10 protein-coding genes are annotated in these 12,570 nt (G+C 57.7%); 5 read left to right on the top strand and 5 right to left on the bottom strand.

Going from position 1 to position 12,570, the window contains the following annotated elements:
• Nucleotides 1-88: 88 nt before the first annotated feature.
• Nucleotides 89-712 carry a glutathione S-transferase family protein gene (locus tag QE408_RS16830; RefSeq protein ID WP_306933153.1) on the bottom strand — a complete coding sequence of 208 codons (624 nt, stop codon included), beginning with the start codon at nt 710-712 and terminating at the stop codon, nt 89-91.
• A gap of 215 nt (nt 713-927) precedes the next feature.
• On the bottom strand, nt 928-2,142 hold the full coding sequence (locus QE408_RS16825; RefSeq protein ID WP_306933150.1) for an NADP-dependent isocitrate dehydrogenase: 1,215 nt from the start codon (nt 2,140-2,142) through the stop codon (nt 928-930).
• A gap of 214 nt (nt 2,143-2,356) precedes the next feature.
• Between QE408_RS16825 and QE408_RS16820 the strand changes: the two genes are divergently transcribed.
• The 3 genes from QE408_RS16820 to murI all read left to right on the top strand — a co-directional run bounded on the left by QE408_RS16820 (nt 2,357) and on the right by murI (nt 4,596).
• Nucleotides 2,357-2,887 carry a hypothetical protein gene (locus QE408_RS16820; RefSeq protein ID WP_306933148.1) on the top strand — a complete coding sequence of 177 codons (531 nt, stop codon included), beginning with the start codon at nt 2,357-2,359 and terminating at the stop codon, nt 2,885-2,887.
• A gap of 76 nt (nt 2,888-2,963) precedes the next feature.
• On the top strand, nt 2,964-3,797 hold the full coding sequence (locus QE408_RS16815; protein WP_306933146.1) for an RNA methyltransferase: 834 nt from the start codon (nt 2,964-2,966) through the stop codon (nt 3,795-3,797).
• A complete protein-coding gene (murI, locus tag QE408_RS16810; protein ID WP_306933144.1) occupies nt 3,775-4,596 on the top strand; it encodes a glutamate racemase in 822 nt (273 codons plus the stop codon). Before QE408_RS16815 ends, murI begins: the two co-directional genes overlap by 23 nt.
• Nucleotides 4,597-5,484: 888 nt before the next feature.
• Here murI and QE408_RS16805 read toward each other — a convergent pair.
• Nucleotides 5,485-6,654: a DUF2865 domain-containing protein gene (locus QE408_RS16805; protein ID WP_306933142.1), complete on the bottom strand. Its 1,170-nt coding sequence runs from the start codon at nt 6,652-6,654 to the stop codon at nt 5,485-5,487.
• Nucleotides 6,655-6,801: 147 nt separating this feature from the next.
• Nucleotides 6,802-9,117 (bottom strand): NADP-dependent malic enzyme, encoded by a 2,316-nt coding sequence (locus QE408_RS16800; RefSeq protein ID WP_306933141.1) that lies wholly within the window; start codon nt 9,115-9,117, stop codon nt 6,802-6,804.
• A 233-nt stretch (nt 9,118-9,350) separates the two neighbouring features.
• On the opposite strand from QE408_RS16800, the gene QE408_RS16795 reads away from it, so the two are divergent.
• The gene (locus QE408_RS16795; RefSeq protein WP_306933139.1) at nt 9,351-10,181 is read left to right on the top strand and encodes a UDP-2,3-diacylglucosamine diphosphatase; all 831 of its coding nucleotides are present in this window, start codon (nt 9,351-9,353) and stop codon (nt 10,179-10,181) included.
• Nucleotides 10,182-10,273: 92 nt separating this feature from the next.
• On the opposite strand, the gene dgcA is transcribed toward QE408_RS16795, so the two are convergent.
• Entirely contained in the window at nt 10,274-11,257 is a 984-nt protein-coding gene (gene dgcA / locus QE408_RS16790; RefSeq protein ID WP_306933136.1) for an N-acetyl-D-Glu racemase DgcA, read from the bottom strand.
• Nucleotides 11,258-11,403: 146 nt separating this feature from the next.
• Here dgcA and QE408_RS16785 point away from each other — a divergent pair, with 146 nt between their 5' ends.
• Nucleotides 11,404-12,564, top strand: a complete 1,161-nt coding sequence (locus tag QE408_RS16785) for an ABC transporter permease (protein ID WP_306933134.1) — start codon at nt 11,404-11,406, stop codon at nt 12,562-12,564.
• Nucleotides 12,565-12,570 lie beyond the last annotated feature (6 nt).

Genomic DNA, 12,570 nt, shown 5'->3' with positions numbered 1-12,570 from the left:
CAAAGACTTAGCTCAATCGTAAGTAGGATATTCATCTCGGCTCGACGCACCCTTTGATAGAAATTGATGCACTCAAGACCATATGTGTTCAGGCCGGTTGCATCTCCCGGATCACAGCGTCGTCGATCTCTTGAGCGCGCAGGAAAGCGGGGCGCTGACCAAGGCGGCCCAGATAATCACTGAATGGTTGGCGCTTCTCCAGCGAGCCGAATTGCTGACCCCATACGATATGAGAGCCCACATAGACGTCGGCGGCCGTAAAGCTGTCACCGGCAATGAAGGGGTTTTGCGTCACGGCATATTCGAGCGTATCCATCAGGTCTTCGAAGCGGCCGCATCCGGCCATGCGATACTTATCTTCCGGTATTATCAGCCCCAACGCGCGGTTAGTGATACCCATTTCCAGCGGCCCGGCTGCGAAGAAGAGCCAGCGATAGTAAAGGCCACGATCGCCGGTCGGCGGCGCAAGACCCTTCTCTGGAAAGGCATCCGCCAGATAGGCGCAGATCGCCGCGCATTCTGTGACGACCACCTTGCCGTGCTTGATCGCGGGCACTTTGCCCATGGGATTGATCGCTGTGTATTCGCCAGCCTTCATATCGCTGCCGAAGCCGATGATCCTTGTGTCGTAAGGCGCGCCCACTTCCTCCAGCATCCAACGGATGATGCGTCCGCGTGACATGGGGTGGGTGTAGAATGTCAGATCGCTCATGTCTCTCTCCCTTGTCATGGGAGTTTGCTCCGGCTGCATGACGTAATCAAGACATGCCTCAAGTCCTAAAGCATGTCGCGAACTGTCAGATTCGCTCATACGCTTCAGGTCCTCGTTATCGCATAGCCGCTGCACAGTTTTGTTTGGACCATGTCTTAAAAGAAAACCCGGCGCGAAGGCCGGGTTTTCGAAGATTTCTCAAGCGTAGGTGCCGATCAGGCAGCCATGGCCTTCTTGAGGTTTTCGTCGATCTTGTCGAGGAAGGCTGTGGTGGAGAGCCAAGGCTGATCCGGACCGATCAGGAGCGCGAGGTCCTTGGTCATGTAGCCGGCTTCAACGGTGTCGACGCAGACGGTTTCAAGCGTCGTGGCGAACTTTGCCAGTTCCGTGTTGTCGTCCAGCTTGGCGCGGTGGGCGAGGCCACGGGTCCATGCGAAGATCGATGCGATGGAGTTGGTCGAGGTTTCCTGACCCTTCTGGTGCTGACGGTAGTGGCGCGTCACCGTGCCGTGCGCCGCTTCTGCTTCGACCGTGCGGCCATCCGGAGACAGGAGAACCGAGGTCATCAGGCCGAGCGAGCCGAAGCCCTGCGCCACGGTATCCGACTGAACGTCGCCGTCGTAGTTCTTGCAGGCCCAGATGTAGCCGCCGGACCACTTGAGCGCGGAAGCGACCATGTCGTCGATGAGGCGGTGCTCGTAAGTGATACCGGCTTCGTCGAACTGCGCCTTGAATTCGCTCTGGTAGACTTCTTCGAAGATGTCCTTGAAGCGACCGTCATAGGCCTTCAGGATGGTGTTCTTCGTGGACAGGTAAACCGGCCACTTGCGCATCAGGCCGTAGTTCATCGATGCGCGGGCGAATTCGCGGATGGAATCGTCGAGGTTGTACATGGCAAGAGCCACGCCGGCGCTCGGAGCGTCGAACACATCCTTCTCGATGACCTGACCGTCTTCACCGACGAACTTGATCGTCAGCTTGCCCTTGCCGGGGAACTTGAAGTCGGTTGCCTTGTACTGGTCGCCGAAAGCGTGACGGCCGACAACGATCGGCTGGGTCCAGCCGGGAACCAGGCGCGGAACGTTCTTGCAGATGATCGGCTCGCGGAAGATGACGCCGCCCAGAATGTTGCGGATCGTGCCGTTCGGGCTCTTCCACATCTGCTTGAGGTTGAATTCTTCCACGCGGGCTTCGTCCGGCGTGATGGTCGCGCACTTGATGCCGACGCCATGCTTCTTGATGGCGTGTGCCGCGTCGACCGTCACCTGGTCATTGGTAGCGTCGCGGTTTTCGACGGAAAGGTCGTAGTATTCGATATCGAGATCGAGGTAAGGCAGGATCAGCTTGTCCTTGATGAGCTGCCAGATGATACGGGTCATTTCGTCGCCGTCGAGATCGACGACCGGATTGGCTACCTTGATCTTTGTCATGAATTCCTCACCTTCGAGAGCGGTTGCGCCCAATCGAGCGCCATAAGGGCAAATATCCCGTGGCGCTATAGCATTGCGAGCGGCAGAGGCAAAGCCATTGGCCAGTTTTTTTGGCCTTTCTAAAAGGCTGCTTACCGCATTGCCAAAACACATTCGCAGATTAGATTCAGGCGAATCGCTTACGTTGGGTAAGCCGAAGTTTCAGGACGTCATCATGCAGAAAGTTCTGCTCGCCATTGCCGCAATATTCCTTTCGTCCAGCGCCTTTGCCGCCGATCCCACCGAGCCGGTGAAGAAGGTCATGGACATTACGGTAAAGAACTGGTCCGGCGAGGCGGACGACTGGAAATATATCTTCGACGAAGATCTGCTGACGACGCTTTTCAGCAGGGCATTCATTGCTCAATATCGCGAAGCCTCGAAGAAGCCCGCCTACGAGGCAGAGGCAGGCGAGAAGGGTGATCCCTTCGGTTATGATGTTGTGACCAATTCGCAGGATGGCTGCCCGTTGCAGGACGTCAACATTTCGGCGGCGCCGCCCAAGGATGGCGTGAGCGACGTCACCGTCAAGTTCAAGCTGTGGGCCTGCATGGATGAGGCCGAGATGAAGGCAACCGTCGATCAGGTCAATTTCGACGTGATCGAAGAAGACGGTAAGCCGGTCATCAACGACATTCATCGCGTTGGCGACGAGGGGCGAGACTCCCTGCAGCAAGAGATGGCAAACATCATCAAGGGCGAATAAGCCTGCTCCAATCACGCCTTGCCTTTGATTTGCGCGGAAAACTGTGCCAGTGAAGCCTAAAAATTGGAAGGCGACTATGGCAGGTACAAACAGCGATCTCGAACTCATTGCCGAAGGCCCGGCGATCATTCTGGTCGAGCCTCAGCTTGGCGAAAACATCGGTATGGTGGCGCGCGCCATGGCCAATTTCGGCCTCGCCGAGCTGCGTCTTGTCAATCCGCGGGACGGCTGGCCGAGCGAGAAGGCGCGCGCTGCCGCATCCAAGGCCGACCACGTCATCGATGCCACCAAGGTGTATGACACGCTGGAGGATGCGGTTCGTGATCTGAATTTCGTCTATGCGACGACGGCGCGTGAACGCTACGGCTTCAAGCCGGTCCGCGCGCCAGTCACGGCGACTGAAACCTTGCGCGCCAAGTTCAAGGCAGGTGAGAGAACCGGGATCATGTTCGGCCGCGAGCGCTGGGGTCTGACGAATGAGGAGGTCGCGCTTGCCGACGAAATCGTGACGTTCCCCGTCAACCCCGCCTTCGCGTCGCTCAACATTGCTCAAGCCGTGCTGCTGATGTCTTACGAGTGGATGAAGTCCGGCATGGAAGATCTTGCGGAGACTGCGTTTCAGTCGGTGCAGCAACGGCCTTCCACCAAGGAACAGGTCTTCGGCCTGTTCGACCAGATCGAAGAGGCACTGGACGCGCGCGGATATTTCCATCCGGCTGAAAAAAAGCCAAAAATGGTCGACAATCTGCGCGCTGTTCTGTCGCGACGGGGATTTACGGAGCAGGAAATCAGCGTGTTTCGCGGCGTGATCAAATCGCTGGACGCGTTTCCGCGCCGCTGGCCGAAGCGGACAGAGAAAAGCGCCGAAGGCGAGGGGACACCAACGAATGGCTCTGGCGACAACGACTGATCTTCCCGTTTCCAAGCCGGTTCTTGTCTTTGATTCCGGCATCGGCGGCCTGACGGTTTTGCGCGAGGCGCGGGTTTTGATGCCCGAGCGCGGCTTCATCTATGTCGCCGATGATGCGGGGTTTCCTTATGGCGGATGGGAAGAGGATGGGTTGCGCCGACGCATTCTCTCGCTGTTCGCCCAATTGCTCGACACCTATCGGCCGGAAATCTGCATCATCGCCTGCAACACAGCCTTCACGCTTGCCGGCGCAGACTTGCGGGCCGCTTTTCCCGACATGACCTTTATCGGAACGGTGCCGGCCATAAAGCCAGCGGCAGAGCGCACGCGCTCAGGCCTTGTCTCTGTGCTGGCAACACCCGGTACGGTGAAGCGCGCCTATACCCGGGACCTTATCCAGTCTTTCGCCACGCAATGTCACGTGCGCCTCGTCGGTTCTGAAAATCTGGCACGGATGGCGGAAAGCTGGATAAGGGGCGATAGCGTCTTGGATGAGGACGTTTTGGCGGAAATCTCACCGTGCTTTATCGAGGATCAGGGCCGAAGGACCGACATCGTGGTGCTTGCCTGTACGCATTATCCTTTTATGGCAAACGTCTTTCGCAGGCTTGCACCATGGCCTGTTGACTGGCTCGATCCGGCGGAAGCGATTGCCCGGCAGGCACGCCGCAAGGTCGAGGTGTTACAGGGAGCGGAGCATCCTGATGGCTTTGATTTCGCCATCTTCACATCCGGTCAGCCGGATTTCACCACGAGAAGGCTGATGCAAGGCTTCGGTTTGAAGATCGAGCATCGCTAAGCACAAGCTGCTACGCTGATGAATGTCACTGGCGCCTCCTGTGACTTTTTTGCACTGATATACTGTCATCAATACAATTCGCGATTGAACCTCTTGCAGGCGAATCGAAGATGTGGCAGAAAAATCGGGCCCGCAACTCAAGAAACAGGAGGCGTTAGATGACTACATTTAAGCATTTTTGCCTCTCTGGTATGGTTATGCCCGTGGCCCCGGTGATGTCCGGATCCAAGCTCCGCGCATACCGACGTGGAATCGCGATCTAAGCTTTTCCCTGCCTTTGCAGGCGCTTTCACTATACATCACGGTGTGTCGATAGTCTTTTGACCTCGCAGTCTGTTGCTGCGCAGAACGTTTCCGCACGCCTTTTTTCATCACAAGAGGACCTGGTTGCTATCGAGCGCCGGGACGGATGACCTATGTCTAAACAACAATCTTTGAGTGTAAATGATCTTTCCAGGACAGTTGAGGAGCTGGTTCGCAGCTTCGGTGCGTGGGCTACGCTGAAGGCAGCGGTTCTCGGTGCCATGAAGCATCGGCGGACGAGAAACCACGCCACCCATCTGAGCGATCGGCTTCGGCGAGATGTCGGCCTGCCGGTGCGAGAGCCAATGCCAGGCCAACCGCTGGTACCGCCCTGGTTTCCGCGATTTTAGAGGGTTATGCGTCCTAAAGCATGTCGCGCAAAACTGTGCAGCGGTTTTGCGATATCGACATGCGATAACAAGGACCTAAAGCGTATAAGCGAATCTGAAAGATCGCGACACGCTTTATTTGACACATAAACGGCCTTTAAATGATGCGTCATGCATTCGGAGATCGATGCAGATTTTCGGGCCGATGCTCTAAGCACTGATGCGGCTTCTCTATTGTGAGGCTCCGCATGCGGTTTTATTCCTGCTGAGGCTGTGCACCCTTCAGGGCGGGATTTTTCAGGTCGATGCGGCTTGTCTCTTCGGGGAGGAATTGTGGCCCGACGATACGCACCTTGCTGTTTTTCGGGTCGTAGTCCCTCTCGGGAGCAGGGGGAGCCTTGGCCTCGACCTGCGGAGCAGGTTCTGGCGAAGCCGGTTTGGGGTTCTCGGTCTTCGGCGCGGGAATCCGGGTGATCCCGGAATAGGATCGATCAGGAGACGATTGTGGTGCGCTCGCCTGTTCATTCTGCTTCTTCATCTCTTGATGATAGGCTGCCATGTTGCATGAACAGGAGGGAGACCGTGTCGACGGTGAGCCGTTGCGATAGGCAAAGGCTGTTGGCATAGACTTGTAAGGCTGACCGGTCTTGGCTGACACCATATCCGAACTCTCTTGTCCGACCATGGAATGGTAGAAGAGTTCTGTTTCGGTGCCGGGACACATGCGCTCGCATTGCGCAGCCTGAGCGCCGAAATCCATCGGCGTGGCATTGGAGGATATGGGGAAGAAGGCTCCGTCGCAGGTGCGCACGCAGAGCGTCCTCAAGCCACCCTCGGTCGGCATATCCGGTGTCGGGCCGTAGTTGCCGATGTCCCTTTGATGGTCATTGAAGGGATCGGTGTAGCCGCGGGGTTGAGCATCCAATCTAGGGTCGGTCGACGCGTAATCGGGTGGACGACGATCAAGGCAGCCCTCCGCATCAAGCGCTGCCATGATGCGATCCCATCGGTCAGCCGCTTCCGTGCGACGGCTCGCGAGCATACGATTGCGGTCTTGAGCAATCATGTCCCGCTCGGCTTCGGCCTGCGCCAGTGCATCCGCGATGTCACCGCAGATTTGCGCATTCGGGTTTCCATAAACGATAACGCTGCCGGAGGAGCAGCCATAGCTTCGCAGATCGTTCTTGATGCGCCGGATCACGAGGTTCTGCTGCGTCAGCGCATTGGCAAATTGCCGGACCTGCGCTGTGGTGCCGATAACCTGGGTGGACTCTGCTGGTTGCCTCAGCTGAGCCTCAAGCGTTTCGCAGATGTCCTGCGCCTCAGCGGCAAGGGGCGCGATGAGAAATGCCGCTATCACGGAACCGATGAGACGGTTACGGCGTGGCGCCGTGCGCCCCTTCGATTTCTGCAGGCCCGTCAGCATTCAGTCGGCATCCCTTTCAACATCAACCACCAACGTTCGCGCTAGGATTAAGTTCAGGATAGCATAGGGCTGTGCCGCAATGCGGCAACAGCAGTTTCAAAATTGCGTTAATTCGAAGTGACGCACTATCTTCGTCGCTCGCGACCATCACACCGAAGGGTGTGAAGCCTGGACGGCTGCAAGCGCTGCCATGTTGACCACGCCGCGCGAGGTGACAGTGGGCGACAGGATGTGTGCCGGCAAGGCCGTGCCAAGCAGGATTGGCCCGACATGCAGACCCTCCGTCATCGTGCGAACGATGCCGAGCGAAATATTGGCAGAGTCGAGGTTCGGGAAGACCAACAGGTTTGCCTCACCGGACAAAGCGCTATTGGGCATGGCGCGCTTGCGCAGTATTTCGGACAATGCCGAACCACCCTGCATTTCGCCATCGATTTCCAGTTCTGGCGCCTTGTCGCGGACGAGTTGAAGTGCGGCGCGCATTTTGCGGGCGCTTGCGGAATCGCGCGAACCGAAGTTCGAATGGCTGGCGAGCGCGATCTTCGGTGTGATGCCGAAGCGCTTGATTTCCTTGGCGGCGAGGATCGCCATTTCGGCGACGTCTTCCGAACTCGGATCGTAATTGACGAAAGTGTCGGTCATGAACAGCGCGCCCCGCTGGGTGATCAGCAGGCTCAGACCGGCAAAAGACTGCACGCCTTCGCGTTTGCCGATGATCTGGTTGACGTCGCGCAAGTGACGGTCAAACCGGCCTTCCAGACCGCAGATCAGAGCATCGGCCTCGCCACGCTTGACGGAGAGGGCGCCGATGACAGTGGTGTTGGTACGCACGATCGTACGCGCCGCTTCCGGGTTGATACCAGCGCGACCGACAAGCGCGAAGTAATCATCGACATATCCGCGGTAGCGCGGATCGTCCTCCGGATTGACCACAGCAAAATCGGCGTTCGGGCGGATGCGCAGGCCGAAGCGCTTCAGGCGCGTTTCGATGATCTGCGGACGGCCGATCAGGATCGGGATGCCCGTACCTTCCTCCAGAAGAACCTGCGCGGCCCGCAGCACGCGCTCGTCTTCGCCTTCGGCAAAGATGATGCGCTTCTTTTCCGCGCTCTTGGCACTGTTGAAGATCGGCTTCATGATGAAGCCGGAACGCCAGACAAAGCGGTTCAACTGATCGAGATAGGCATCGAAATCGGTGATGGGTCGCGACGCGACGCCGCTTGCGGCGGCAGCACGCGCAACGGCGGGGGCAATGCGCAGGATGAGACGCGGGTCGAAAGGCGAAGGGATGAGGTAGTTCGGGCCGAAGATCGGTGTCTCTTCGCTATAGGCCTTGGCTGCTACTTCTGAAACTTCCTCGCGCGCCAGTTCGGCGATCGCGCGCACAGCCGCCATCTTCATTTCTTCGTTGATGCTGGTTGCGCCGCAATCGAGCGCACCACGGAAGATGTAAGGGAAGCAGAGAACGTTGTTGACCTGGTTCGGGAAGTCCGAACGGCCGGTGCAGATCATCGCATCGGGACGCGCGGCACGCGCTTCCTCCGGCATGATTTCGGGCTTTGGATTGGCGAGTGCCAGGATCAGCGGCTTTTCCGCCATCTTCGCCAGCAGCTCCGGCTTCAGAACACCAGCGGCCGACAGACCGAGGAACACGTCCGCGCCATCGATGGATTCTGCCAGCGCGCGCTTGTCGGTTTTCTGCGCGTAGACTTCCTTCCATTCGTCCATCAGCGTGTTGCGGCCATCATAAACGAGGCCTTCAATATCGTGGACCCAGATGTTTTCGCGCTTGGCGCCCATCACGACCAGCAGGTTGAGGCAGGCGAGGGCCGCAGCACCGGCACCGGACGCAACGATCTTGACGTCGGACAAGGACTTGCCGGCGAGTTCCAAGGCATTGGTAACGGCTGCGGCAACGATGATTGCCGTTCCGTGCTGGTCGTCATGAAAGACCGGGATGTTCATCTTGGCGCGCAGTTGACGCTCGACTTCGAAACACTCAGGAGCCTTGATGTCTTCAAGGTTGATGCCGCCGAAGGTGGGCTCAAGGGCGGAGATGGTGGAGACCATATCGTTGATGCCGGGCGCGTCGATTTCGATATCGAAGACGTCGATACCGGCAAATTTCTTGAAAAGAACGGCCTTGCCTTCCATGACCGGCTTGGACGCCAGCGGGCCGATATTGCCGAGGCCGAGCACGGCGGTGCCGTTCGAAATCACAGCCACCAGGTTTGCGCGCGCGGTATACTCTGCTGCCGTTTCCGGATTTTCATGAATGGCAAGGCACGGGGCCGCGACGCCCGGTGAGTAGGCAAGTGCCAAGTCGCGCTGGTTGCCGAGCGGCTTGGAAGCCTGAATTTCGAGTTTACCCGGGCGCGGATAGCGGTGGTAGAAGAGCGCCTGCTCATCCAGATCCGCATTGCTGCTCTTGTTTTGCGTCGTGCCCTTGTCCTGAGAACTCATCTTTTTCACCGCTTTATTTCAATTTTCGCGAAGGTCTTTGCATACAGCAAACAGTCCGACGGTACAGCCGTTTATTTGGCGCGTGGCATGCAAAAGCGCGAAAGTCGATATTCGCAAAAAGACCAGCGTCAGACCATGGAAATGCCGCTTTGTCATCTTGCTGAAACACGAGTCTGTTTTTCCAAAAGATGAAAGATTTCCAAACGCCTTTCATGAGACGAGGGGATGAGGCCATGGCCACGCAGACCGAAACCAGACACTTCAGAACGCTCTTCATTTCCGATGTGCATCTTGGCTCGAAAGCGGCCAAGACGGATTTCCTGCTGGACTTTCTGAAGTATCACGAAGCGGACACGATCGTTCTGGTCGGCGACATTATCGATGGCTGGCGCCTTCGTCGCAGCTGGTACTGGCCGCAAGGCTGCAATGACGTGGTGCAGAAGCTTTTGCGCAAGGCGCGCAAGGGCGCGCGCATTGTCTATATCCCTGGAAACCACGACGAATTCTTGCGGGAATTTCCCGGCACCCATTTCGGCGGCATCGAAGTGGCCGAGCGCATGATCCACGAGGCGGCAGACGGCAAGAAGTATCTCGTGCTGCATGGGGACGAGTTCGATGTCGTTGTGCGCAATGCACGCCTTCTCGCCTATCTCGGTGACTGGGCTTACGATGCGGCCATCGCCATCAATGTCGCAATCGCAGCCGTTCGCCGCCGCATCGGCCTGCCTTACTGGTCCTTCTCCGCCTGGGCCAAGCTGCAGGTGAAGCATGCGGTCAACTTCATCGGCGAGTTCCAGCGCGTGGTGGCCGATGAAGCCCGGCGCAACAAGGTGGATGGCGTGATCTGTGGCCATATTCACCATGCGGTGATGGAGGATATCGACGGGATCCGCTACATCAATACCGGTGACTGGGTGGAAAGCTGCACGGCAATTGCCGAGACCATGGACGGCACCTTCGAACTGATCACCTGGATGCAGACCAGTGAGACGACGGCAGAGCCAACTGTTCGCCAAATGGAGCCGGTCGCGTTCCCCAAGCTGATCGATTCCAAGGCGGCTTGATAAGGTCTCTCCCGACAGCATCGGCCCGGTAATCGGAGCCGATTGTCAAAAAAGCGGGGTGCTTGAATTTGAAGGGCGCTCTAACGGTGCGTTTATCCCCATAATTCGGGGTGCGGCGGATGCACGAAAGATCCGTCATAGACGAGCCCCGGCTCTCGATCGCGCGCCAGGAGCAGCGGGCCGTCCAGATCTGCAAAGGCGGTGTCCTGTGCCAGAAGGACGGCGGGCGCCATGCCAAGCGACGTTCCCAGCATGCAGCCCACCATGATTGTGTAACCGAGGCGCTCGGCCTCCTGCTTCATCACCAGCGCTTCGGTGAGGCCGCCCGTCTTGTCGAGCTTGATGTTGATCGCGTCATAGCGATCTCGAAGCGACGCCAGGTCTCTCGTGAGATGAACGCTCTCATCCGCGCAAATGGCAATGGGGCGTTTTATCGTTGCGAGAAACGCGTCATTTCCTGCGGGAAGAGGCTGCTCGATAAGCGAAATGCCCAGTTCCGCCGCGATGGCCATGTGGTGCTCGATGTTTTCTTCACGCCATCCCTCATTGGCATCGACGATGATTCTGGCATCCGGTGCGGCTGCGCGAACGGCGCGTAACCGCGCCTCGTCGTCCTCGGTCCCGGTCTTGATCTTCAAGAGTGGACGATGGGCGTTCTCTCTTGTTTTTGCCGCCATCGTCTCAGCATCGGCAAGCGAAATCGTATAGGCGGTCAGAAGCGGCGTCGGTACCGACGGCAAAAAATGGGACGAAGCCCGTTTGCCGGAGAGTTTCGCTTCCAGATCCCATAAAGCGCAGTCGACGGCATTGCGTGCGGCACCCGGCTTCATCGCTTGCTGAAGATGCTCTTTGTCGAGCCCAGAGGCGATCGCCTTCGCCGCCGCTTCAATATCTGCCAGAACGCCGTCGATTGTTTCTCCATAGCGCGGGTAGGGGACGCATTCTCCCTGACCTTTGACGCCATCCTGCGTGATGGTGCACGTCACCACGTTGATTTCGGTGCGGCTTCCACGCGAAATGGTGAAGCTTCCTGCAACCGGGAAGACTTGTGCTGTGGCTTCGAGGTAACGGCCCATCAAAATTGCCTTATAGTTGGGGGGGAAAACCATGGAACCTGCAAAATATGTATCCATTTACGGTGCACCGCTGTGGCTTGCTGGTCCGGCAAACGATATGAATCGTTAAGAGAATCTTTCAGTAAGCTGCATTCGCTCGGAGAAATATGCAAGAACAGGAACCAGGCAAGCGGGTGGAACAGGCTGCAATCTCGGCGGATAATAACGCGGAGCGCGGCGGTGTGCGCTATGTGCTCTCCGGTTCCTGGCGCAATGCAAATATCTCTTCCGTGCTGCCCGAACTCGAAAAAATCGAAAAAGCAGGTGCGTCTGGGCCGATCAGGATCGACCTTTCCGGTGTCGATAATATCGATACGACGGGTGCGTGGATCCTCCACCGCCTGCGCAGTCGCCTGGAGAAGTCGGGTTCGGAGGTGAGCTTCGAGGGCAACGAGAAGGTCGAGGAGATCATCAACTCGCTTCCCGATGAAGCGCCGCTGCCGCCGAAGGATACGCACAAGCAAAGCATCGTCAGCCGCATTTTTGATCCCATCGGACGCAATGTCGTCCAGGCAGGATCGGACTTCATGGCGGGCATGTTCATTCTCGGCTCTGCTGTTCGGGGCGCGCAGATGAAGCTTGGCCGAGGGCGCGGTGTTTCACCGGCTGCTATCGTCAACCAGATCGATCACATGGGCGTTCGAGCGGTGCCCATCATTACGCTGATGTCGTTCCTGATCGGTGCGATCATCGCCCAGCAGGGCGCGTTCCAGCTGCGGTACTTTGGCGCCGAAGTCTTCGTTGTCGACCTTGTCGGTATTCTGCAGCTGCGTGAAATCGGTGTCCTTCTGACGTCCATCATGATCGCGGGTCGGTCCGGCAGTGCAATCACCGCTGAAATCGGTTCGATGAAGATGCGCGAGGAAATCGATGCGCTCAAGGTCATCGGTCTTAACCCGGTGGGCGTTCTGGTGTTCCCGCGTCTGGTGGCGCTGACCATCGCCTTGCCGCTTCTCACCATCATCGCCAATTTCTCCGCACTCTTTGGCGCTGCCATCGTATCGTTGCTCTACTCCGGCATCACCTTCGAAGTGTTTCTCTCGCGTCTTCATGCCGCCGTTGAAAGCTCGACGATCGCGTCCGGCATGATCAAGGCGCCGTTCATGGCTCTTATCATCGGCATCGTTGCAGCCGTCGAAGGTATGAAGGTTGGCGGCAGCGCGGAGTCGCTCGGTCAGCACGTGACGTCATCGGTGGTCAAGTCGATCTTCGTCGTGATCCTCGTCGATGCCGTCTTTGCCATCTTCTATTCAGCCATCGATTTCTGAGGAGAG

The sequence above is a fragment of the Agrobacterium larrymoorei genome, from assembly GCF_030819275.1.
In the GTDB taxonomy this organism is placed as follows: domain Bacteria; phylum Pseudomonadota; class Alphaproteobacteria; order Rhizobiales; family Rhizobiaceae; genus Agrobacterium; species Agrobacterium larrymoorei_B.
The sequence above is the reverse complement of the archived record's forward strand: the minus strand, read 5'-3'. Positions and strand labels throughout refer to the sequence as shown.

Bases quoted from the DNA above. Each gene is read 5' to 3' on its own strand.
- murI (WP_306933144.1), top strand. From the start codon at position 3,775: ATGGCTCTGGCGACAACGACTGATCTTCCCGTTTCCAAGCCGGTTCTT.
- dgcA (WP_306933136.1), bottom strand. From the start codon at position 11,257: ATGGGCCGTTACCTCGAAGCCACAGCACAAGTCTTCCCGGTTGCAGGA.
- QE408_RS16825 (WP_306933150.1), bottom strand. From the start codon at position 2,142: ATGACAAAGATCAAGGTAGCCAATCCGGTCGTCGATCTCGACGGCGAC.
- QE408_RS16805 (WP_306933142.1), bottom strand. From the start codon at position 6,654: ATGCTGACGGGCCTGCAGAAATCGAAGGGGCGCACGGCGCCACGCCGT.
- QE408_RS16785 (WP_306933134.1), top strand. From the start codon at position 11,404: ATGCAAGAACAGGAACCAGGCAAGCGGGTGGAACAGGCTGCAATCTCG.
- QE408_RS16800 (WP_306933141.1), bottom strand. From the start codon at position 9,117: ATGAGTTCTCAGGACAAGGGCACGACGCAAAACAAGAGCAGCAATGCG.
- QE408_RS16820 (WP_306933148.1), top strand. From the start codon at position 2,357: ATGCAGAAAGTTCTGCTCGCCATTGCCGCAATATTCCTTTCGTCCAGC.
- QE408_RS16830 (WP_306933153.1), bottom strand. From the start codon at position 712: ATGAGCGATCTGACATTCTACACCCACCCCATGTCACGCGGACGCATC.
- QE408_RS16815 (WP_306933146.1), top strand. From the start codon at position 2,964: ATGGCAGGTACAAACAGCGATCTCGAACTCATTGCCGAAGGCCCGGCG.
- QE408_RS16795 (WP_306933139.1), top strand. From the start codon at position 9,351: ATGGCCACGCAGACCGAAACCAGACACTTCAGAACGCTCTTCATTTCC.